Below are 22,564 nucleotides of genomic sequence, written 5' to 3'. Positions count from 1 at the left end.
GTGCCCGAACGGACCGGGATCGCGGATCCTGCGGCCTATCGGAGCGGTCCGCCGCACGCCGAGTTCGCGCGGCTGCGCGCGGAGGAGCCCGTCAGCTGGGTCGAGGAGGCCAGCCTGCGCCGCCGCGGCCGCGGCGGCGAGGTCGTGCAGCGCGGCGACGGGTTCTGGGCGGTCACGCGGCACGCGGCGGTGGTCGAGGCGTCGCGCGCGCCCGAGGTGTTCTCCTCGGCGGCGGGCGGGCCGTTCCTGACCGACGCGAAATCGCCCGCGGACCTCGACCGGACCCGCCAGCTGCTGGTCGGGATGGACGCGCCGGAGCACGCGAAGCTGCGCAAAGCGGCCACCGGCGCGTTCACGCCGAGAGCGGTGCGCGCGCTGGAGTCTTCGATCGCGGAGCACGCGAAACGCCTGGTGGCGGACGCGGTCTCGGCCGGCGGAGCGGACGCGGTGGCCGGCCTGGCCGCCGAACTGCCGCTGCTGGTGCTGGCCGACCTGCTCGGCATGCCGAGGCAGGACCGCGGCCTGCTCTACCGCTGGAGCAACAACCTGGTCGGCTTCGACGACCCGGAGTACGGCGGCGGGGACGTCGAGGCGTTCCAGCGGACCTTCTTCGAAGCGTTCGCGTACGCGATGGAGGCGGCGCGGGAGCGCAAGCGGCGGCCGGGCGACGACCTGGTGAGCAGGCTCGTCGCCGCGGACGTGGACGGCCGGAAGCTCACCGAGAAGGAGTTCTGCCACCTCTGGCTGCTGCTCGTCGTGGCGGGCAACGAGACGACCCGGCACCTGCTGTCCGGAACGCTGGAGCTGTGCGCGGACGACCCGTCGCTGCCGCGCGCCCTGCGCGAGGGCGCCGACCCCGCGCTCGCGGTGGAGGAACTGCTGCGCTGGATCACGCCGATCATGCAGTTCCGCCGGACCGCGACGCGCGACACCGAACTCGACGGCCGCCGGATCGCGGCCGGGGACAAGGTCGTCCTCTACTACATCTCCGCCAACCGCGACGAGCGCGCGTTCGCCGGTCCCGAGCGCTTCGACCCGGCCCGCCCCGACGTCCGGCACCTGGCCTTCGGGGCGGGGCCGCACTACTGCCTCGGCGCGCACCTGGCCCGCGCCGAGGGGGTCGCGTTCCTGCGGGAGCTGGCGCCGCATCTGCCGCTGCTGCGCCGGGCGGGCGAGACGGTGCGGCTCGAATCGAACTTCATGAACGGCATCAAGGCGCTCCCGCTCGTGTTCGGGTGAGCAAACGCGGAAATGTGGCAGTTGCACGTGGCTGCACGTGGCGGGGTCAGCGGAAGCGCACCGGCAGCCGGGCGAAACCGCGGAAGCTGGGGTGCTCCCGCCGCCGCGGCGGACCGGCCGGGACGAACCGGTCGCGCCGGGCGGCCACCTGCGCGAACACCGCGGCCCCCTCGATCCGGGCCAGCGTCGCGCCGAGGCAGTGGTGCACGCCGGAGCTGAACGACAGGTGCGGATTGGGCGAGCGCGCGAGGTCGATCCGGTCCGGGTCGGCGAAGCGCCGCTCGTCGCGGTTGGCCGAGGCCAGCAGCAGCAGGACGAGCCTGCGGGCGCGCAGCACCCGCCCGCCGATCTCGACCGGCTCCCGCACGACCCGCGCGGTCGCCTGGATCGGGGCCTCGAACCGGAGGAACTCCTCGACCGCGGACTCGGCCAGCGCCGGGTCCCCGCGCAGCGTCTCCAGCAGCGCGGGGCTCTCCAGCAGCGCCGCGCAGCCGTTGGCGATGAGGTTCGTGGTCGTGTCGAACCCGGCGAAGAACAGGAAGATCACGTTGTCCACGATCTCCGCGGCCGCCAGCCCGGCGTCCCGGCCCGCGGCCAGCACCCCGGACAGCGGGCCGTCGCCCGCGCGTTCGAGCAGGCCCCGCACGTAGCCGCGCAGCCAGTGCACGGCGGCGATCGCCGCGTCCCGGTCCCCGGCGGGCTGGATGCCCGCCCCGAAGGCGCGGCCGAGCGCGACGGCGTGCGGGCGCAGCCGGTCGCGGTCGGCCGCGGGGATGCCGAGCAGTTCGGAGGAGACGATCACCGGCAGCGGGTAGGCGAGCCCCTCGACGAGGTCGCCGGTCCCCGCCTCGGCCAGGTCCCCGAGCAGGCGCGCGACGAGCTCGTCGATCCGGGGCCGCAGGCGCGCGACGGCCCGCGGGGCGAGGAGCGCGGCCATCGCCCGCCGCAGCACGGGATGGCTCGGCGCGTCCCGGTTGAGCACGGTGGCGCGGAAGAACTCGGTCAGCACGTCGGGCTCGCCGGAAAGCCGGTACATGACGTTCGGGAACTCGTGCCCGAGCCGCGGGTCGCGCAGGAGCGCGGCCACGTCCTCGTAGCGCGGGACGGCCCAGGCGCCGGGGCCCGCGGGCAACAGCCGCCCGCGGGCCCGCAGCGCGGCGTAGGCCGGGTACGGATCGGCCATCGCCGCGATCCGGCCGGCGTCGTAGCGCTCGATGCCGGGTGCGCTCATCGGGCGGCCGCTCCCGCGGTCACCACGGCGGAGGGATCGGCCGCCGCCGCGGCGGCCATGGCGGCGTAGCCGGCGAGGAAGTCCTTCGCCCACTGAGGGCTGATCCGGTCGGTGGTGTAGAAGAGCATCGCCTGGCAGTCGCCGGTGTGCTGCGGGATCAGGCCGAGTTCGAGCCCGAACCGGCTGCCCAGCACGTCCGGCGTGTACAGCTCGAAGTCCACGCCCCTGGCGTGCACCTTCGTGCCCGGCGGCGGGGTCAGCAGCATCTGGAACACGACGTCGTCGACGCGGCCGCCGTTGTCCTGGAACGACAGCGGGAGCATCTGGTACGGGATGCACTCGTGCAGGAAGCCGTCGATGACGGTGGGCCGCACCGACCGCACGACCTCGGAGAACGGGGCGTCCGGGTCGACCTTGCTGCGCAGCACCACCATGTTCGCGAAGAAGCCGACGGTGGACTGGACCTCTCGCCCGGACCGGTTCGCGAACAGCGACGCGACCGGCAGGTCGGTCTGGCCGGTCGTGCGGGCCAGCAGCAAGTAGTAGAGCGAAAGCATCACGGTGAACAGCGTGGTGCGTTCGGCGCGGGCCACTTCGCGCAGTTTCCCGAAAACTGCCGGGGGCAGCACGGCGGTTTCGATGCCGCTCGCGCGGCCCTCTCCCGGCGCCTGCCTTCCCGTCTCGGGAAGCCGCACCAGGCGCATGTCGCGGAGCTTGCCGACCCAGTAGTCCTGATGGGCTTTCAGGCCCCCGTTTTTCGCCTGCTCGTGCTGGCGGCGGGCGAAGGCCGAATACGGGAATGCGACCGGCGGCAGTCCCGGATCGTTTTCCGGTCCCGCGTCCAGCAGCTTTATCAGGTCCTGCAGAATGATTCCGCAGGACCAGGCGTCGGACACCAGGTGGTGCATGGTCAGGCACAGCGCGTGCTCGTCCGGGCCCAGCCGCCAGAGCGTGCAGCGCAGCGGCCACGAGCCGACATCGACCGGGACCTGCAGTTCGGCCTCCAGAGCCCGTTCGAAGGCAGTCTCCGGGGCCGCGGCGTCCTCGGCGGCGAGGTCTTCCTCGCGCAGCGGCGGCTCGCCGCTTTCGTGAATGCGCTGAACCAGTTTCCGGCCGTCTCGGACCAGGGTGGTGCGCAATGCCTCGTGCCGTTCGGTCAACCGGCGGAGCGCGATTTTCAATTCGCCGACGTCGAGCGGGCCGTGCAGTTTGCATACCACCGGGCAATTGAGGGAAGCGGTATCCGGTCGGTAATGTTCGAGAAACCACAGAAGTCGTTGTCCGATAGAAGCGGGCGCCTCGTGAAAAGTCATGTCGGCAATATAGGGCCAGTATTCGGGGAAAATCGAATGCGCGGACGGCGCGGGAGGCGCGGATGAACAGCGGGGAAGCGGCGTTCGCCGGACGGCTCTTCGCCGCCGGCATCGCCGCCGCCGAGCTGCTGACCATCGGCCTCGGCCTGCGGCTGGGGCTCTACGAGCACCTGTGCGAGCGGCCGCTGACCGCCGGGGAGCTGGCCGGGCGGGCCGGCATCGGGCCCCGGTACGCGCGGGAGTGGCTCGAACAGCAGGCCGCGGCCGGGATCGTGACCTGCTCCGGCGAGCCGCCGGAGCGCCGGTTCCTGCTTCCGGACGCCCACCGGGCCGCGCTGACCGGAGACCCGCCGCCCGCGCTGTCCTCGGTGCTTCCGGCGGCCGGGATCGCGCCGGTGCTGCCGCGCATCGCCGAGGCGTACCGCCGGGACGGCGGGCTCGGCTACCACGAGTACGGCGAGGACTTCCGCGGCGCGCAGACCGAGCTGAACCGGGCGGTGTTCGAGGGCGAACTGGCCGGCTGGATCCGTTCCGCGCTGCCGGACGTGCACCGCAGGCTCGTGCGCGGAGCGGGGATCGCCGACGTGGGCTGCGGGAGCGGATGGTCGTCGATCGCGCTGGCCAGGGCCTATCCGCGAGCGGCGGTGACCGGGTTCGACTCCGACGAGGCCGCGGTGCGCGAAGCGAAGGCCAACGCGGCCGCCGCCGGTGCGCCGGACACGCTGGCCTTCGCGCGGGCGGCCGCGGACGGGCCTGCCGAAGCGCCCGGCGGCGGATACGCGCTGGTGTGCGTCCTGGACGCGTTGCACGACATGGCGCGGCCGGTGGAGGTCCTGCGCTGGTGCCGCCGGGCGCTGCGGCCAGGGGGCGGGGTGCTGCTGATGGAGCCGAAAGCGGCCGAGGAGTTCGCCGCGCCCGCCGGAGAGGTCGAGCGATTTCTCTACGCGGTGAGCGTGCTGCACTGCCTGCCGGTCGGGTTGTCCGAGCGGCCGTCGGCCGGAACGGGCACGGTCATTCGGCCTTCCGTCGTACGCGGTTATGCACACGCCGCAGGGTTTCAGTCTGTCGCGGTCCTTTCTGTCGAACACCCATTGCACCGCCTTTACTGGTTGCGGTAAGCGCGCGGGCCGGATATTTCCGATGGCGCCCACGGTGACTCGACGCCTCCGTACCGCCAATCACCTGATTGTCCGATTGCTCGTATTTTCTCCCTGTGGTTGCGAAAAACGTGGCATCGTGTGCCGTCGGCAGGTGTTTGCGCGGTGGCGGACGCTTTGCAATAGTTGGGCGGGGGGCGGCAGATATGCGGAAATCCGCACTGCCGAGTACGACGCAGTTTCACGGCGAGTTCATTCCTGGGGGAATAGCCCATGCACGACTCGAACGGACGATTGTGGCCTGCCCGCTGCGCGGCGGACAACGGGCGCCCCGACGAAGTGGAACCGTTCGCCGCGGTCCTCGGCCAGTGCGAGAAGCGGATGGTCGAGATCAGCTCGCTGCTGCCGGCGGACAGCCCGCGGCTCGGCGGCGAGAACCTCGAGCACGCCAGGACTCTCGTGGAGAGCGGGGCGGACCTCCCGCCGATTCTGGTCAACCGGTCGGACATGCGGGTGATCGACGGCATGCACCGGGTCCGCGCGGCCGCGCTGCGCGGGGCCGACCGGATCGAGGCATACCTGTTCAGCGGCAGCGCCGAGGCCGCGTTCATCCTTTCCGTGCAGGCCAACATCAAGCACGGGCTGCCGCTGACCCTGCGGGAACGCGAGGTCGCCGCGCAGCGCATCGTGAAGCTGCGCCCGGACTGGTCCGACCGCGCGGTCGCCGAGGCCTCCGGAATCTCCGCGAAAACCGTGGGAGCGCTGCGGAAACGGGTCGGCTGCGACCTGCCGCAGCTGCACGCCAGGGTCGGCCGGGACGGCCGGGTGCGGCCGTTGAACCACGCCGAAGGACGGCGCCGGGCCAGCGAGATGATCCGGCAGAACCCGGACGCCTCGCTGCGGGAAATCGCCCAGAGCGTCGGTATTTCCACCGGCACCGCACGGGACGTCCGGGAGCGGATCCGCCGCGGCGAGGATCCCTTGCCTCCCCGCCAGCGAACGGGGGAGGACGGCGTCGCGCCGCAACGGCTGCCGGCGCAGCGCACCGTTCGCGGCACGGCGCAGCGGGCCGTGCACGACAGCGTGCGCATGTTGCAGAATCTGAAAAAGGATCCGTCGCTCAGGTTCACCGACGCCGGCCGCGCGTTGCTGCGCTGGCTCGACGTGCACGCGCTCACCAGCGACGAATGCGCCAGTCTCGCCGCTTCGGTTCCCTCGCATTGCACGAATGTGGTCGCCGAAGTGGCCCGCGGTTACGCGGAGACGTGGAAGCAGTTCGCCGAGGAACTGGACGATCGCGGCGAAGCAACTGCTTGAAAGTTCAGCTTTAAGCCCGGCAACTGCTTGAGAGTTCAGCCTTTAGTCGGCAACTGCTTGAGCGTTCAGCATTAGTCGAATTGGTGACGGCATTTTTTCCGTCCCCGCGAATCCCGGGAGCGTGATGGACGGCCACAGCGACGCGGCGGAGCCCGCGGCGGCGGTGCTCACCGAAGAGAACATCCGCGCGGACGTCGCCGCGATGCTGCCGGACGCGGACCGGCTCGCCGCGACCGGCGGCGACCTGATCGCGTGCGGGCTGGATTCCCTTTCGGTGATGCGGCTCGCCGCGCGCTGGCGGGCGCGGGGGAAGCAGGTCCGGTTCGCCGAGCTGATGGAACGGCCGACCCTGCGGGAATGGTGCGATCTGCTGGCGGGCGGCGGCACGGCAGGCAGCGCGGCAGGTGAGCCGGCCGGGGAACCGCAGCCGGAGATCGACGAGAGCGAGCCGTTCGAACTCGCTCCGATGCAGTACGCGTACTGGGTCGGCCGCGACGAGACCTTCGCACTCGCCGGCGTGACCACGCATTTCTACGCGGAGTTCGACGGCAGCGGGGTGGAACCGGCCCGGCTGGAGCGCGCGGTGCGCGCGCTCGCCCGGCGGCACGGGATGCTCCGGATGCGCGTGCTCGGCGACGGCACGCAGCAGATCCTTCCCGAACCGGCGTGGCGCGGGCTCGCCGTGCACGACCTGCGCGAGCTGCCCGAGGACGAGATCCGCCGTCGGCTGGGGGAAATCCGGGAACGGCTTTCGCATCGGACGTTCGCCGTCTCCGAGGGCGAGGTGTTCGACCTGGCCCTCTCGCTGCTGCCCGGCGGGCACACGCGCATGCACCTCGACCTCGACATGATCGCGGCCGACGCGCTGAGCTTCCGGATCATGCTGCGGGACCTCGCCGCCTGCTACGCGGGCGAGGCCGACCTGCCGCCGCTGGAGTTCAGCTTCCCGCGCTACCTGGCGCGGCGCCGCGAAGAACGCGAACAGGCCCGCGAGCGCGACCGGGAGTATTGGCAGGAGCGGCTGCCGCGGTTGCCGGGCGCGCCCGCGCTGCCGCTCGCGGTCGCGCCGGAACGGCTCGACCGGCACCGGGTGGCCCGGCGCTTCGCCACGCTGAGCGCCCGGCAGCGCGAGGTGCTGGCCGGGCACGCGGCCGAGCACGGGGTGACTCTGCCGATGGTGTTCGCGGCGGCGTTCTGCCACGTGCTGGCCGCGTGGAGCGAGGAACCGGATTTCCTGCTGAACGTCCCGCTGTTCGACCGCGAGCCGGTGCACCCGGACGTCGACGGGCTGGTCGGCGACTTCACCAACCTGCTCCTGGTCGGCGTGCACGCGGGCGGCGCGCGCACGGTGCCGGGGCTGGCTCGGCAGCTGCAGGACCGGATCCGGGAGGACGCGGCGCACTCCGGGTTCACCGGGCTGGACGTGCTGCGCGAGCTGACCCGGGCCAGGGGGCTGGCGCGCCAGGCGGTCGCGCCGGTCGTCTTCACCAGCGCGATCGGGCTCGGCGAGCTGTTCGGCGACCGGATCCGCGAGTGTTTCGGGGACGCGGGCTGGAACATTTCCCAGGCCCCGCAGGTGTGGCTCGACTTCCAGGTCACCGAGCAGGCCGGAGGTCTGCTGCTGAACTGGGACGCGGTCGAGGGCTTGTTCGCCGAAGGCGTGCTGGACGCGATGTTCGACGCCTATGCCGGCCTGCTCGACGAACTGCTGGCGAGCCGGCGGTGGACCGAGCCGGTGGACTCGCTGCTGCCCGCGGACCAGCTCGCCCGGCGGGCGGAACTCGGCGACACCGCGGGCGACGAGCGCGAAACCGTGCTCGGCGCGGGGTTTTTCCGTGCGGCGGAAGAGAATCCGGCCGCGCCGGCGTTGTGCTGGGGCGATCGGGAAGGCTGGGACCGCGGCGAGCTGGCGGCCCGGGCCCGCACGGTGTCCGGATTGCTGGCGGAACACGGCGTGCGCCGGGGCGACGTCGTCGCGATCACCCTGCCGAAGGGGCCTCAGCAGATCGCCGCGGTGCTCGGAGCGGTGCACGCGGGCGCCGTGTTCGTTCCGGTCGGCGTGGACCTCCCGCCGTCGCGGCGGCACGAGCTGTATCTCGACTCGGGTGCGGCGGTCGTGCTGGGCGAAGCGGCCGAGCCGGACTCGCCGGTGCCGGTGCTCGCGGTGACCGCCGCGGCGCCCGAACGCGCGGACCGGGTTCCGGCCGACCCGGAGTCCTGCGCGTACCTGATCTACACCTCCGGTTCGACCGGACGGCCCAAAGGCGTGCGCATGTCGCACCGGGCGGCCCGCAACACCGTCGAGGACATCGGCGACCGGGCCGGGATCGGCCCGGACGACCGCGGGCTCGCCGTCTCGGCGCTCGACCACGACTGGGCGGTGTACGACATCTTCGCCTTCCTCGACGCCGGAGCGAGCCTGGTGGTGCTCGACGACGGCATCCGCCGGGACGCGCACGCCTGGCTCGAACTCGTCGGCAGGCACCGCGTCACGGTGTGGACCTCGGTGCCCGCGCTGCTGGACATGCTGCTGGTCGTCGCGGAGGCGGCGGGACAGCCGCTGCCGCTGCGGATCGCGCTGGTCGGCGGCGACTGGGTCGGCCCGGACCTGTGGGCGCGGCTGCGCGCGCTGGCCCCCGGCGCGCGGCTCGTCGCGCTCGGCGGCGCGACCGAGGTCGGCATCCACTCCACCTGGCACGAGGCGGGGCCGCCGCTGCCGGGCTGGCCGTCGGTGCCTTACGGCGGGCCGCTGCGCAATCAGGCGATCCGCGTGGTGGACCGGCTGGGCCGGGACTGCCCGGACTGGGTGCCGGGCGAGCTGTGGCTCGGCGGAACCGGGGTCGGGCTGGGCTATCACGGCGATCCCGAGCTGACCGCGCAGCGGTTCGTCGCGCACGCCGGGCGGCGCTGGTACCGCACCGGCGACCTGGTGCGCCTGCGGCCCGGCGGCGAGCTGGAGTTCCTGGGCCGCACCGATTTCCAGGTCAAGATCCTCGGCCACCGGATCGAGCTCGGCGAGATCGAGCACGCGCTGGCGGCGCTTCCCGAAGTCGCCAGGGCGGTCGCGGTGGCGGACGACCGCGGCGACCGGCCGGTGCTGGGCGCGGCGGTGGTGCCCGCCGCCGGAGCCGGGGCGAAGACGGACGAGCTGGCCGGAGCCTTGGCCCGGGTGCTGCCGGAGTACCTGGTGCCGCGGCGGATCGTCGCCGTGCCGGCGCTGCCGCTGAACGCGAACGGCAAGATCGACCGGCGCGCGGTGCGGGAACTGCTCGGCGAGGAGGCGCCGCGGGACCGGGGCGGGCCGCCGTCGGGCGCGACCGAGCTGGCGGTCGCCGGGATCTGGACGCGGCTGCTGAACGCCGAGCGGATCGAACGTGACGACGATTTCTTCGAACTCGGCGGCAACAGCCTGCTGGCCACCCGGCTGCTGGTCGCGTTGCGCGAGGCGGAACTGGGCGGAGCCGGGCTGGCGGACCTGTTCGCCGCGCCGACACTGCGGGAGTTCGCGCGGCTGCTGTCGCCGGAGGAAGCGCCCGCGGCGGCGGTGCTGGCCGCGGATCCGGAGCACCGGTACGACCCGTTCCCGGCGACCGGCGTGCAGTGGGCCTACTGGGTGGGCCGGCGCGCCGAATTCGCGCTGGGCAGCGTCGGTTCGCTGTGGTACTGGGAGTTCGACGGCAACGGGATCGACGCGGCCGCGCTGGAACGCGCGTGGAACGCGGTGGTCCGGCGGCACGACATGCTGCGCGCGGTGTTCGACGACAACGGGGACCAGCGCGTGCTGCCCGAGGTCCCGGACACCCGGATCCCGGTCTCGCACGGCGAATCCGAACTCGCCGCGATGCGGGAACGGTTGAGCCGCCGGGTGTTCGACCCGGCGGTGTGGCCGATGTTCGACCTCGCCGTCGTCGAGTACGGCGACGGGCGCGCCCGGCTCGGGGTGGCCCTGGACTTCCTGGTGCTCGACGCGCTCAGCATCATGACCGTGTTCGCGGAGCTCGCGCAGCTGTACGCCGACCCGGCCGCGCCGCTGCCGCCGATCGGAGTGTCCTTTCGCGACTGCGTGCTCGGCGGGGCCCCGGACCCGCGGAAGCGCGAGGAGGACCGGGCCTGGTGGCTCGAGCGGATTGAGACGCTCCCGGCCGCGCCGCGGCTGCCCGCGGTCGCCTCGGCGGTTCCGGCCGGGCCGGAAGCCTTCACCCGCCGCGAGTTCCGGTTGTCCGCGCAGCAGTGGCAACGGATGTCGCGGACGGCCGCCCGGCACGGCGTGACGCCGTCCACGGCGGTCCTCGCCGCGTTCGCGACGGTGCTGCGGCACTGGAGCGAGGAGCGGTCGGCCACGCTGAACCTGACCCTGTTCGACCGGCCCCCGCTGCACCCGGACATCTCCCGGGTGGTCGGCGACTTCACCTCGCTGCTGCTGGTCGCCGACGAACCGGAAGCGGGGGAGAGTTTCCGCGACGCGGCGCGGCGGCTGCAGGAACGCGTGTGGACCGACATGCAGCACACCGCGTTCTCCGGCATCGACGTGCTGCGCGAGCTGGCGCGCCGCTCCGGCGGCCCGTCGGCGGCGATGCCGGTGGTGTTCACCAGCACCATGGGCATGGGGCAGCTCTCGGCCAGCCCGTTCGACCTGCGGATGCCCTTCGGCGAGTACTGCTGGGGCCAGTCGCAGACCCCGCAGGTCTGGCTCGACCACCAGGTCAGCGAGTACCGGGGCGGGCTGCTGCTCAACTGGGACGTGCTGGAGACCGCGTTCCCGCCCGGGCTGGTCGACGCGATGTTCGCGGCGTACCGGGAGCTGCTGGACCGGCTCGCGGACGACGGCGCGGACTGGTCGGTCCCGGTGCGCCCGGAGCTGCCCGAGGCGCAGCGCCGGCGCCGGGCGGAGGTCAACGACACCCGGGGCCCGCTGCCGGAAGGCTTGGTGCACCACGGCTTTCTCGCGCAGGCGGACGCCCGGCCGCAGCGGACGGCGGTGTGCTGGGGCGTGGACCGGAGCCTGAGCTACGGCGCGCTGCGCGACCGCGCGCTGCGGGTCGCCGGGGCGCTGGCGGCGCGCGGCGTCCGGGCCGGAGACACGGTCGCGGTTACCCTCCCGAAGGGGCCGGCCCAGATCGCCGCGGTGCTCGGCGTGCTCTGCGCGGGCGGGGTGTACGTGCCGGTAGGCGTCTCGCAGCCGGAGATCCGCCGGGACCGCATTTACCGCACCGCCGAAGTGAAAGCGGTGCTGGCCGAAGCCGGCGCCGAGGCGCAGCCGGGCTGCCCGGTCGTCCTCCCCGACGAAATCGACGCCGCGCCGCCGCTGGCCGAACCGGTCGGGCGGCGGCCGGAAGACCCGGCGTACGTCATCTTCACCTCTGGTTCCACCGGCGTGCCGAAGGGCGTCGTGGTGGCGCACCGGGCCGCGCTGAACACCGTCGCGGACATCAACGACCGGTTCGCGGTCGGCCCCGAGGACCGGGTGCTCGCCGTTTCGGCGCTGGACTTCGACCTTTCCGTCTACGACATCTTCGGCCTCCTCGCCGCGGGCGGAGCCCTCGTGCTCCCGGCCGAGGACGAGCGGCGCGATCCCGGCTCCTGGCTCGACCTGGCCCGGCGGCGGCGCGTCACGCTGTGGAACTCGGTGCCCGCCCTGCTGGAGATGCTCGTCGCCGAAGCAGGCGGCACCCCCTTGCCGCAATCGCTGCGGGCCGCGCTGGTCTCCGGCGACTGGGTGGGCCTCGACCTGCCCGGCCGCCTCGCCGCGAGCACCAACGGCCGCTGCCGCCTGGTCGCGCTGGGCGGCGCCACCGAAGCGGCCATCTGGTCCAACGCCTTCGAGGTGTCCGAGCCCGATCCGGACTGGGTGTCCGTGCCGTACGGATTCCCGTTGCGCAATCAGCGGTTCCGCGTGGTCGGGCCCGACGGCGAGGACCGGCCGGACTGGGTGCCCGGCGAGCTGTGGATCGGCGGGGCCGGGGTGGCCGAGGGCTACCTCGGCGACCCGGCGCAGACCGCCGAGCGGTTCGTGCGCGGCGACGGCGGGCGCTGGTACCGGACCGGCGACTCCGGCCGGTACTGGCCCGACGGCACGCTCGAATTCCTCGGCCGCACCGACCACCAGGTCAAGGTGCGCGGGCACCGGATCGAACTCGGCGAGATCGAGGCCGTGCTGGGCACGCACCCGGCGGTGCGGGCCGCGGTGGCGGTGGACGTGCGCGCGGCGGGCGTCCGGCTCGCCGCGGCGGTCTCGCTCCGGCCCGGCGAGACTCCGCCGGACTCCGGAGAGCTGACGGAGTTCCTGGCCGGACGGCTGCCGGACTACATGGTCCCGCAGCGGTTCTCGGTGCTGGAGCGGCTGCCGCTGACCGCGAACGGGAAGGTCGACCGCGCCGCGGTCCGCGCCGGGCTGGCGGAAGCGGAGCCCGCGCCCGCCGAGCCGCCGTCCGGTCCGGTGGAAACCAGCGTCGCCCGGCTGTGGTCGAGCCTGCTCGGCGTCGAGTCGGTCGGCAGGCACGCGAGCTTCTTCGCGCTCGGCGGGGACAGCCTGCTCGCCACCCGGCTGCTCGAACTGACCCGGACCCGATTCTCCGTCGAGATCACCCTGCGCCAGCTGCTCGGCTCGCCGAGCGTCGCGGAGCAGGCCCGGATCATCGGCGAACTGACCGAACGCCCGGTCGCCACCGTGGAAGAGGGAGTGCTGTGACGGACGCGCTGGACACCGCAACTGCCCCGGTCGACGTGCCGCGGCTGGTGGCGGAGCTGGAAGGGCTCGGCGTCGAGCTGTGGCAGGACGAGAGCGGCGGGCTGCGGTTCCGCGCGCCGCGCGGAGTGCTGACCGAAGACCGCAAAGCGGCGCTGCGCGCGGCCAAACCGCAATTGCTGGACTACCTGCGGGAGGCGGCCCACGAGCGCGCGGAACCGGATCCGGCGGCGGCCGGGAAGCCGTTCCCGCTCACCGGCATCCAGGCCGCCTATCTGCTCGGCCGCCGGGACGTGATCGCCTACGGCCGGGTGGGCTGTCACGCGTACGGCGAACTGGACTTCCCCGATCTGGACGGCGAGCGCGTCGGCGAGATCTGGCGGGCGCTGGTGGCCCGGCACGGGATGCTGCGCGCGGTGGTCGACGCGGACGGGTCCCAGCGGGTGCTCGCCGAGGTCCCGCCGCTGGCCGTGCCGGTCGCGCAGGCGCGCGACGAGGCGGAGTTCGACCGGGCCCGGGAGCGGACCCGCGAGGAACTGGACCACCGGGTGTACTCGCCGGGCGAATGGCCGCTGTTCGACGTGCGGGTCACCCGCGGCGCGGGCCGGGCGACGCTGCACCTGTCGATCGACTTCCTGATCGCCGATTTCGTCAGCATCCAGGTGCTGCTGGACGAGTTTTCGCGCTGCCTCGCCGATCCGGGCCTGGTGCTGCCGGAGCTGGAGATCGGCTTCCGCGACTACCTGCTCGCCGAGCGGCGGCTGCGCGGCACCCGCCGCTACCGCGCCGACCGCGAGTACTGGCTGTCCAGGGTGGACAGCCTGCCGCCCGCGCCGGAACTCCCGGTCCGCCCGGAGGTCCGCGACGGTGCGCCGGTGCGGTTCGCCCGGCACACGGCGACGCTGGACGCCGAGCGGTTCGCGGAGCTGTCGCGGATCGCGGGGACGCACGGGGTCACCGCGTCCGCCGCGGTGCTGGCCGCGTACGCGGAGGTCATCGGCCGGTGGAGCAGGCGCCGCCGGTTCACCCTCGATCTGACCGTGCTGAGCCGGCTTCCTCTGCACGAGCAGGTGGACCGGCTGGTCGGCGACTTCACCGGCGTCCTGCCGCTGGAGGTGGACGCGGGCGCGAAACCGCGGTTCGCCGAACGGGCCGCGGCGCTGCAGGACCAGCTGTGGGCCGACCTCGACCACCGGCTGTTCAGCGGCGTCGAGGTGCTGCGCGAGATGGCGCGCCGCCGCGGCCAGGACGCCGCGCTGATGCCGGTGGTGTTCACCAGCGCGCTCGGCCTCGGCTCGGCTTCGAGCGGGCCCGCCGCCCCCGGCTACGGCATCAGCCAGACCCCGCAGGTCTGGATCGACTGCCAGGTGCTCGAACACGCGGGCGCGCTGACGGTCAACTGGGACGTGCGCGAAGGCGTGTTCCCCGACGGAGTCGCCGCGGACATGTTCGGGGCCTTCGCCGATCTGCTGCGCGGGTTGGCGGACGGCGAACAGTGCTGGACGGCGGATTCGCCGGTCGCGCTGCCCTCGGCGCAGGCCCGGCGAAGGGCCGAGGCCAACGCCACCGCCGGGCCGCTGCCGGACGGACTGCTGCACGGCGAGGTCGTCGAGCAGGCGCGGCGCACCCCGGACCGGCCCGCGGTGATCACCCCGGCCGAGACGCTGACGTATCGCGAACTGGTCGGCCGGGCGGCCGGCGTCGCACTGAGACTGTCCGAAAAGGGTTGCGGCGCGGGGGATCTGGTCGCGGTGGCGGAGGAGACCGGAGCCGGGCAGATCGTCGCGGTGCTCGGCGCGCTGCTGGCCGGGGCCGCCTATCTGCCCATCGACGTCCGGCAGCCGCCCGCTCGCCAGCAGCAGCTGGTCGAACGGTCGGGAGCGCGCTTCGCGGTCGTCGGGCCGGGCGCGGCGGAGCTGGCCGGACCGGTGGTGCTCGAAGCGGACGGTTCGACCGCGGAGCCGCCGCCGGTGACCGGCGACCCGGACGAACGCGCGTACGTCATCTACACCTCGGGCTCGACCGGCTACCCGAAGGGCGTGGTGGTGACCCACCGCGCCGCGGGCAACACCGTGGCCGACATCAACCGCCGGTTCTCCGTCACCGGCGACGACCGCGTGCTCGGCGTAGCGAGCCTCGCGTTCGACCTGTCGGTGTACGACGTGTTCGGCCCGCTTTCGGTCGGCGGGGCTCTGGTGCTGCCCGAGCACGGCCGCCGGGGCGATCCCTCGCACTGGGCCGAGCTGATGCGCGCGCACCGGGTGACGCTGTGGAATTCGGTGCCCGCGCAGATGCAGATGCTCGCGGAATACCTGCGGGTGGACACCGCCGCCGCCCCGCCGCTGCGGCTGACGCTGCTGTCCGGCGACTGGATCCCGGTGCGGCTTCCCGGCCGGATCCGCGAACTGCTGCCCGGCGCCGAGGTGATCAGCCTCGGCGGGGCGACCGAAGCGGCGATCTGGTCGATCTGGCACCCGGTCGGCGAGGTGCCCGAGGACGCGGCGTCCGTCCCGTACGGGCGGCCGCTGACCAACCAGACCTTCCACGTGCTGGACGAACTCGGCCGTCCGTGTCCGGAGTGGACAGTCGGGGAGCTCTTCATCGGCGGGGCCGGCGTGGCCGTCGGCTACCTCGGCGACGAGGAGCAGACCCGGCAGCGGTTCGGCCCCGATCCGGCGGGCGGGCGGCGCTACCGCACCGGCGACCTCGGCCGCTGGCTGCCGAGCGGGGACATCGAGTTCCTCGGCCGCGAGGACCAGCAGGTGAAGATCCGCGGGCACCGCATCGAACTGGCCGAAATCGAAAGCGCGCTGGCCGAGCACCCCTCGGTGGGCGCGGCGGCGGTGCTCGTCGAAGGCGAAGGCGCGCTCGATCGCGGGCTGGCCGCGTTCGTGGAGCCCGCGCCGCGCGACGAGCCCGAGCCGGACCGGCTCCCGGCCGTGCTCGCCTCGGCCGCCGCGGCGGAACTGGCCGCCGTCCGGTCCGAAATGGACGCTTCGCGGGCGGTGTCGTTCGCCAGGCAGCTGGACCGCACCGCGTTGCTGGCCATGGTGCGCGCCCTGCGGGAGCAGGGATTGTTCGCCACGGCCGATTCCCGGCACACCGTCGAGGAGGTGTTCCGGACGGCGGGCGTCACCGCCAAGCACGAACGGCTTGTCCGGCGGTGGATCAACGCGCTGGAGCAGAACGGAATGCTGGTCCGGGACGACGGCGCGCTCACCGGGGTGCCGCCGGTGACCGCGGCGGACGTCGAACAGGCGTGGCGCGAGGTGGACGAGCTTCAGCCCGGCGGCGGGCAGCGGGCGGAGCTGGTCGAGTACTTCCACACCGCCTGCAGCCATCTGCCGGAGCTGCTGCGCGAGGACGCCGATCCGGTGCAACTGCTGTTCCCCGAAGGCCGGGTGGACATCCAAGAATCGGCCTACCAGGGCAACTTCCTGAGCAACTCGCTCAACCGGCTGGTCGAAGCCGCGGTCACCGGGCTGGCCGCGGACCGCGACGGCCCGCTGAGCCTGCTGGAGGTCGGCGCGGGCGTGGGCGGGGCGAGCATCGACCTGATCCCCGCGCTGGCCCGGTACGACGTGGACTACCTGTTCACCGACGTTTCGCGGTTCTTCCTCAACCAGGCGCGCGAACGGTTCGGCGAGCAGTACCCGTGGGTCGGCTACGGCCTGTTCGACCTGAACGAGGACTACCGGGCGCAAGGGCTGCGGGCCAACAGCACCGACGTGATCCTGTGCGCGAACGTGCTGCACTACGCGCGCGACGCGGCGCAGGCGCTCGGCCGTCTCCGCGAGCTGCTGCGGCCCGGCGGCTGGCTGGTGTTCATCGAGACCACCCGCGACAACTACCAGATCCTCACCTCGATGGAATTCCTCTTCGACGCCAAGTCCGGCGATTTCGCCGACGTGCGGGCGGGCCGCGACCAGACGTTCATTTCCCTGCCGCAATGGCGGGAACTGCTCGCCGGGGCCGGGGCCGACGCGGTGGTGCAGCTGTCCGCGGGCGACGAGGCGCTCGACCGGATCGGCATGCACGCGTTCGCCGCGCGGTTCAAATCCGGCCGCGAGCCCGCGCACGATCTCGACCTGCTCGACGATCTCGCCGAACGGCTGCCGGACTACATGGTCCCGGCCCGGCTGGAGGTGCTGGACGAACTCCCGCTGACCGGCAACGGCAAGGTGGACCGCGCCGCGCTGGCGAAGCTGCTGCCGGACCGGGCGGCCCCGGCGGGCCCGGTCGCGCAGTCCCGTCCGGAGGGCGAGCTGGAGGCCGCCGTGGCGCAGGTGTGGTGCCGCGTGCTCGGCCGGTCCGAGGTGGGCCGCGACCAGGACATCTTCGAACTCGGCGGGGACTCGCTGGTCGCCGCGCAGATCGTCGGCGAGGTCAAGGAGCAGCTGCCGCAGGCGGCCGGGCTGTTCTTCGACGAGTTGCTGCGCGACGTGCTGGAGGGCGCCACCGTCGCGGAACTGGCCGGGCGGCTCTCCGGCGGGAGCGACGCGACGGCCCCCGCCGCGCACACCGGTCCCGAACTGGTCGAGCTGGCAACGGGGTCCGGAGAGCGCACCTGGGTGGTCGTGGCCGACGGCACCGGGGAACCGCGCTGGGACCCGGGGCTGGTGTCCGGCCCGGTGTCCGGGCTCCGGCCGGGAAGCGGCCCGGTGCCCGCGCCGATGGCGCAGCGGCTCGCCGACGCGTACGCGCCGCTGCTGCCGGACTCCGGGGAAATTGCCTTGTACGGCACGGATTCCGGCGGACTGGTGGCGCTCGAACTCGCCCGGCGGCTCGCCGAGGCCGGACGGCCGCCTGCCGAGCTGACCATGGTGGTGCGCTGCCCGATCGGCTACCGCGACGACGAACCGGCCGGCTACTTCTTCGCCCGCACGCTCGGTCTCGACCTGCCGGCGGACCCGGACGACGCGGAGGTCGCGGCGGCGCTGGAAACGGGCGCTCCGGCAGGCGCGGCGTGGAACCCGTCCGGCTTCGGGCCGGAGCTGGACGAACGGTTCGACGCCTACCGGCGCGCGGCGAGGGAACAGGCGAGCGCGGAACCGGAGCTGTACACCGGCGACGTGACGCTGGTGCTCGACTTCGACACCGGCGCGTGGCCGGCGGCGGCGAAGCGGGTCAGGGACTACTGGCAGCGGGTCTGCCTCGGCGAACTGGCGGTCAAGGAATGACCCGGCGGATCGGTGTCCTCGGCGGATACGGCGCGGTCGGCAGCGCGGCGGTCCGGCTGCTCGCCGCGCGGTTCGACGGGATCGTGCGGGTCGGCGGACGGGACGGGAAACGCGCCGAGGCGGCGGCGGACGCGCTAGCGGCGGGCGAAGCGGCCGAGGTGGACCTCTGGGACGACGCGGCGCTCGCGGCGTTCTGCCGGGACTGCGCGGTCGTCGTCCACGCCGGCGGGCCGTCGTACCAGGTGGTCGACCGGGTGGCCCGCGCCGCGTTCGCCGCCGGTGCGGATTACGTCGACGCGGGCGGCGATCTGCCGCTCTACGAACGCCTCGCCGGAACGGAACGCCGCGCGGTGGTGACGGCGGGCATGATGCCGGGCCTGAGCGGCTTGCTGCCGCGATGGCTCGCGGCGCGGACCGGTCCGGTCGCGCGGCTGGAGACCTACGCCGGCGTGCTGGACCGGCTCACCCCGGCCGGCGCGGTGGACTATCTGCTGAGCCTCGGCGGGCGCGACGCCGAATCGCAAGCCGTGTGGCAGGACGGGCGCCGGGTCACGCGGTCCGCGGCGCCGCAGGTGGACGTGCGGCTCCCGTTCTTCCCCGGCGTGGTCAGCGCGTTCCCCTACTTGGGCTACGAACCCGAGCGGCTGGCCCAGCAGCTCGCGATCCCGGACGTGCGCTGGTATTCGGTGTTCGACGGCGGAGCCGCGATGATGTCGACGCTCGCCCGGCTGCAGGGCGCGATGTCCGGCGAAGGCGACCTGGCCGCCGCCGCGGCCGAGCTCGCGGAAGCCGCGGAGCTGGACATGTTCGGCCGCGAGCCCTACCAGCGGATGGTGTTCACCGCGCATCCGGCCGACGGTTCGGCCCCGAGCACGCTGGTGGCGGGGTCGCGGGACACCTCCGTGCTCACCGGCACCGTGTGCGGGCTCGCCGCGCTGCAAGTCCTGTCCGGCGCGGTCGCGCCCGGCCGGGCGTTCGCGGCGGAGGCGCTGGACGCGGAATCCCTGGTGGCCGACCTGCGCGAGACGGACGCGCTGAACGTGTTCGAGCTGCTGACCGACGCGGCCGAGCTGGACGAAGCGGCCGAGGAGGGCGTGTTGTGAGCGTCCGGCCGAAGGCGGTGGTGTGCGGGACCGGATTCGGTCGCGTGTACCTCGCCGGGCTCGCCGCGCCGGACTCCCCGGTCGAGCTGGCCGGGGTGCTGGCGCGCGGGAGCGAGCGGTCGCGGGCGTGTGCGAAGCGGTACGGAGTGCCGTTGTGGCACCAGGTCTCGGAGGTGCCGGGCGATGTCCGGCAGGCGTGCGTGGTGGTGGGTTCGGCGGTCACCGGCGGCCCCGGCGCGCGGCTCGCGCAGGAGCTGATGGAGCGCGGCCTCGATGTGCTGCAGGAGCATCCGGTGCACGGCGACGAACTGGCCGGGCATCTGCGGACCGCGCGCCGGTGCGGAGTCCGGTACCAGGTGAACAGCCATCACGTGGAGGTAGCGCCGATCCGCCGGTTCATCGCCGCGGCACAGGCGTTGCGGCGCACCCAGCGACCGCTCTTCGTCACCGTGACCACCAGTGTCCAAGTCCTGTACACGGTTTTCGACATCCTGGGCCGGGCGCTGGGCGGGATCCGGCCGTGGGGGTTCGACGAACCCGTGCGTGCTTCGGCCGCGTTGCGCGAACTGACCGCCGCGGACCATCCGTTCACGACCGTCGAGGGCGCTTTCGCCGGAGTTCCGCTGACCTTGCGGGTGCAGAATCAGCTCGACCCGCGCGAGCCGGACAACCACGCGCACCTGTGGCACCGCATCACCGTGGGCGCCGAAGGCGGAACGCTCACGCTCGTGGGCAGCGCCGGTCCGGTTCTGTGGTGCCCCCGGCCGCATTTGCCGGCGTCCGCGGGCGAGGCGACCGGATTCGACGAACTGGCCGCACCGCATCTCGGCTTCCCGGCCGCGTGCGCGCTCGGTCCGGCGGAGGCCCCGGACTGGGGCACGGTGCTGCGCGAATTGTGGCCCGCCGCGGTGGTCCGCGCGCTGGCCGGGTTCCGCTCCGGCGACTGGGTCGCGGCGGGGCAGTACCACCTGGCGCTCAGCGCGCTCGTGCAGCGGCTGACCGGTTCGCTGGGCCCGCCCGAGATGGTGCGCCGGGCGCCGCCGGCGGTGCTGTCGGCCAAGGACTTGGAGAACGCGGCGACCGAGAGGGAACGGGAAGAGAGGACCGGATGAGCGCGCAGCACTGGCTCCGCCGCTACGAGCAGGTCCGCGACCCCGTCGCGCGGGTGGTGTGCTTCCCGCATGCCGGCGGCGGGGCCCGGTTCTTCCGGTCCTGGTGCGCAGGCCTGCCGCCCGGCGTGGAGCTGTGCGCGGTGCAGTATCCCGGCCGGGAGGACCGGATCCGGGAGCCGCACGCGACGGACCTGAGCCAGATCGCCGACGCGGTGGCGGCGGAACTGCTTGTCGGGCATCGGGTCCCGACCGTCCTTTTCGGACACAGCCTCGGCGCGGCGGCGGCCTACGAGACGGCGCTGCGGCTGCGGCGGGCGGGGGAGGCTCCGGCCGCGCTCTCGGTGTCCGGACGGGCGGCCCCGCACGACCCCGGCCGGATGCTGCATCAGACGAGCGACGACGAGCTGTGGGACGACGTCTGCCGCAGCGGCGGGACCAGCGAGGAAGTGCTGCGCAGCGCGGAAATGCGGGAGCTGATGCTGCCCGTGCTGCGGGCCGACTACCGGCTGAGCGAGCGCTATCTGCCTGGCGCCGCGCGGCCGCTGGACTGCCCGGTGCTGGCCTGCAACGGCGACCGGGACCCCGAGGTCGATCCGGATTCGCTGCCGGGCTGGCAGGCCGTCGCCGCGCGTCCGCTGCGGTACCGCACGTTCCCCGGCGGGCATTTCTATCTCGCGGACCAGCGGCCCGGCGTCGTCGCCGCGGTGCTGGACCTGGTGTCCGCCACGACCCCGGCCGCCGCGCGCTGGCCGAGCATGCCGTGACCGCCGCACCGCTGGAGGCGGGACCCGCCGGGGCGTGGCAGGACGGATTCGCCGCGCTCACCGCCTCGGATCCGATGCTGGTGGATCTCGCGCGGCGCCAGCACGCCGCCCGCCGCACGCGGCTCAATCTGGTGGCCGCCGCGGGGCCGACCCTGTCGGAAGTCGTGACGGCACAGGCGCTGGGCTTCGGATCGGTGACCGCGGAAGGCTACCCCGGGCGGCGTTACCACCCCGGCGCCGAGCAGGTCGACGAGGTGGAACGGCTGGCCGTGCGCCGCGCGGAGGACTTGTTCGGCGCGCGGGGCGCGAACGTGCAGCCGCTGTCCGGCTCGGCGGCGAACCTGGCGGCGCTCACCGGGCTGCTGCGGCCCGGTGAACCGGTGCTGTCGCTGGAGCTGTCGCACGGCGGCCACCTGTCGCACGTTTCCGGGCGGGCCAATCTTTCGCGGTGGGTCGAATCCGCGCATTACCACCTGAACAGCGCCGGCGAACCGGACGAGGACGAGTTGTTCTCGCTGGTGCGCAAAGTCCGGCCGCGCCTGCTCATCTGCGGCGGCTCGGCCTGTCCGCGCAAGATCGACTTCGCGGTGTTCCGCCGGGCCGCCGACGAGGCCGGGGCGCTGCTGATGGCCGACATCAGCCACATCAGCGGACTGGTGGCGGCCGGAGCGCACGCGTCGCCGATGCCGTATTGCGACGTGGTGTCGACCTCGACGTACAAACAGCTGTGCGGTCCGCGCGGCGGGCTGCTGATGTGCGGCCGCCGGTCGCCGGTGACCCGCGCGATGCTCGACCGGGCGGTCTTCCCCGGCCTGCAGGGCACCCCGGACTTCGGCGCGATCGCGGCGAAAGCCGTCGCGCTGCGGTTCGCGGCGGGCCCGGTTTTCGCCGAGGCGATGCGCCGGGCGACGCGGTACGCCGGGGTGATCGCCGACGCGCTGACGGCCAGCGGCGTCCCACTGGTCGGCGGCGGCACGGACACCCACCTGACCCTGGCCGACCTGCGCGGCGCCGCGGCGACCGGGGCGCAGGTCGAGGACGCGCTGCGCGCGTGCGGGGTGCTGGTGAACAAGAACCTGGTCCCGGACGACCCCCGGCAGGCGGCCGAGACGAGCGGCATCCGGCTGGGGACGAACGAACTGGCCTTCCGCGCGGTGACCGACGACCAGGTGGCGGCGTTCGCGGCGGAACTGGCGGAGGTGGTCGCCCGTCTCCGCGACGGGGAATCGCCCCGCGAGTGCCAGGCGGCGCGACGGCTGACGGCGACGGCGGAAGGGCTGGCCGCGGAAGGGTTCTTGGCGGGTTTCAGCGGCTAGCCGGGGGAGCGGCCCGGAGTGTCCACAATGGACTATCGGAGCGGGCTTCGTTCAGGGACGGCGGGAACCGCCGCGCAGCCCGGTCGGCTCGCCCGGTGTCCGGCGACCGCGCGTTCGGTCGCCTCGCAGCAGTCGCCGACTGCTTCGCGGAACGGCAACTGCGGGCCGCGCCGCGACCGGCCGCCAGCGGGAGGCGCGAGCGTGGTC

At 73.6% G+C, this 22,564-nt stretch carries 11 protein-coding genes; 9 read left to right on the top strand and 2 right to left on the bottom strand.

Features of this window, described 5'->3' with window-relative positions; all coding sequences use genetic code 11:
• Nucleotides 1–1,239, top strand: coding sequence for a cytochrome P450 (locus ACZ7OI_RS14785; protein ID WP_470264711.1), 1,239 nt, complete (start codon nucleotides 1–3; stop codon nucleotides 1,237–1,239).
• A 46-nt stretch (nucleotides 1,240–1,285) separates the two neighbouring features.
• Here the strand turns inward: ACZ7OI_RS14785 and ACZ7OI_RS14780 are convergent, their stop codons facing one another.
• Together ACZ7OI_RS14780 and ACZ7OI_RS14775 are read right to left on the bottom strand one after the other, a co-directional pair.
• Complete coding sequence (locus ACZ7OI_RS14780) at nucleotides 1,286–2,470, bottom strand: cytochrome P450 (protein ID WP_470264710.1); 1,185 nt, start codon at nucleotides 2,468–2,470, stop codon at nucleotides 1,286–1,288.
• Entirely contained in the window at nucleotides 2,467–3,783 is a 1,317-nt protein-coding gene (locus ACZ7OI_RS14775) for a condensation domain-containing protein (RefSeq protein ID WP_470264709.1), read from the bottom strand. Before ACZ7OI_RS14775 ends, ACZ7OI_RS14780 begins: the two co-directional genes overlap by 4 nt.
• A 62-nt stretch (nucleotides 3,784–3,845) precedes the next feature.
• Between ACZ7OI_RS14775 and ACZ7OI_RS14770 the strand changes: the two genes are divergently transcribed.
• From ACZ7OI_RS14770 to ACZ7OI_RS14735, 8 genes are all read left to right on the top strand, one after another.
• Nucleotides 3,846–4,901, top strand: coding sequence for a methyltransferase domain-containing protein (locus ACZ7OI_RS14770; RefSeq protein WP_470264708.1), 1,056 nt, complete (start codon nucleotides 3,846–3,848; stop codon nucleotides 4,899–4,901).
• A gap of 252 nt (nucleotides 4,902–5,153) precedes the next feature.
• Entirely contained in the window at nucleotides 5,154–6,197 is a 1,044-nt protein-coding gene (locus ACZ7OI_RS14765; RefSeq protein ID WP_470264707.1) for a ParB/RepB/Spo0J family partition protein, read from the top strand.
• Between the two features lie 124 nt (nucleotides 6,198–6,321).
• Nucleotides 6,322–12,885: an amino acid adenylation domain-containing protein gene (locus ACZ7OI_RS14760; RefSeq protein WP_470264706.1), complete on the top strand. Its 6,564-nt coding sequence runs from the start codon at nucleotides 6,322–6,324 to the stop codon at nucleotides 12,883–12,885.
• Nucleotides 12,882–18,062 (top strand): amino acid adenylation domain-containing protein, encoded by a 5,181-nt coding sequence (locus ACZ7OI_RS14755; protein ID WP_470264705.1) that lies wholly within the window; start codon nucleotides 12,882–12,884, stop codon nucleotides 18,060–18,062. The genes ACZ7OI_RS14760 and ACZ7OI_RS14755 overlap by 4 nt, the downstream gene beginning before the upstream one ends.
• Nucleotides 18,059–19,165, top strand: coding sequence for a saccharopine dehydrogenase NADP-binding domain-containing protein (locus ACZ7OI_RS14750; protein ID WP_470264704.1), 1,107 nt, complete (start codon nucleotides 18,059–18,061; stop codon nucleotides 19,163–19,165). The genes ACZ7OI_RS14755 and ACZ7OI_RS14750 overlap by 4 nt, the downstream gene beginning before the upstream one ends.
• Entirely contained in the window at nucleotides 19,162–20,277 is a 1,116-nt protein-coding gene (locus ACZ7OI_RS14745; protein ID WP_470264703.1) for a Gfo/Idh/MocA family oxidoreductase, read from the top strand. Before ACZ7OI_RS14750 ends, ACZ7OI_RS14745 begins: the two co-directional genes overlap by 4 nt.
• Nucleotides 20,274–21,041: a thioesterase II family protein gene (locus tag ACZ7OI_RS14740; RefSeq protein ID WP_470264702.1), complete on the top strand. Its 768-nt coding sequence runs from the start codon at nucleotides 20,274–20,276 to the stop codon at nucleotides 21,039–21,041. Before ACZ7OI_RS14745 ends, ACZ7OI_RS14740 begins: the two co-directional genes overlap by 4 nt.
• Entirely contained in the window at nucleotides 21,038–22,357 is a 1,320-nt protein-coding gene (locus tag ACZ7OI_RS14735) for a serine hydroxymethyltransferase (RefSeq protein ID WP_470264701.1), read from the top strand. The genes ACZ7OI_RS14740 and ACZ7OI_RS14735 overlap by 4 nt, the downstream gene beginning before the upstream one ends.
• Nucleotides 22,358–22,564 lie beyond the last annotated feature (207 nt).

It is taken from the genome of Amycolatopsis sp. NPDC114503 (genome assembly GCF_055633655.1).
The sequence above is the reverse complement of the archived record's forward strand: the minus strand, read 5'-3'. Positions and strand labels throughout refer to the sequence as shown.

Bases quoted from the DNA above. Each gene is read 5' to 3' on its own strand.
- ACZ7OI_RS14780 (WP_470264710.1), bottom strand. From the start codon at position 2,470: ATGAGCGCACCCGGCATCGAGCGCTACGACGCCGGCCGGATCGCGGCG.
- ACZ7OI_RS14775 (WP_470264709.1), bottom strand. From the start codon at position 3,783: ATGACTTTTCACGAGGCGCCCGCTTCTATCGGACAACGACTTCTGTGG.
- ACZ7OI_RS14770 (WP_470264708.1), top strand. From the start codon at position 3,846: ATGAACAGCGGGGAAGCGGCGTTCGCCGGACGGCTCTTCGCCGCCGGC.
- ACZ7OI_RS14765 (WP_470264707.1), top strand. From the start codon at position 5,154: ATGCACGACTCGAACGGACGATTGTGGCCTGCCCGCTGCGCGGCGGAC.
- ACZ7OI_RS14760 (WP_470264706.1), top strand. From the start codon at position 6,322: ATGGACGGCCACAGCGACGCGGCGGAGCCCGCGGCGGCGGTGCTCACC.
- ACZ7OI_RS14750 (WP_470264704.1), top strand. From the start codon at position 18,059: ATGACCCGGCGGATCGGTGTCCTCGGCGGATACGGCGCGGTCGGCAGC.
- ACZ7OI_RS14740 (WP_470264702.1), top strand. From the start codon at position 20,274: ATGAGCGCGCAGCACTGGCTCCGCCGCTACGAGCAGGTCCGCGACCCC.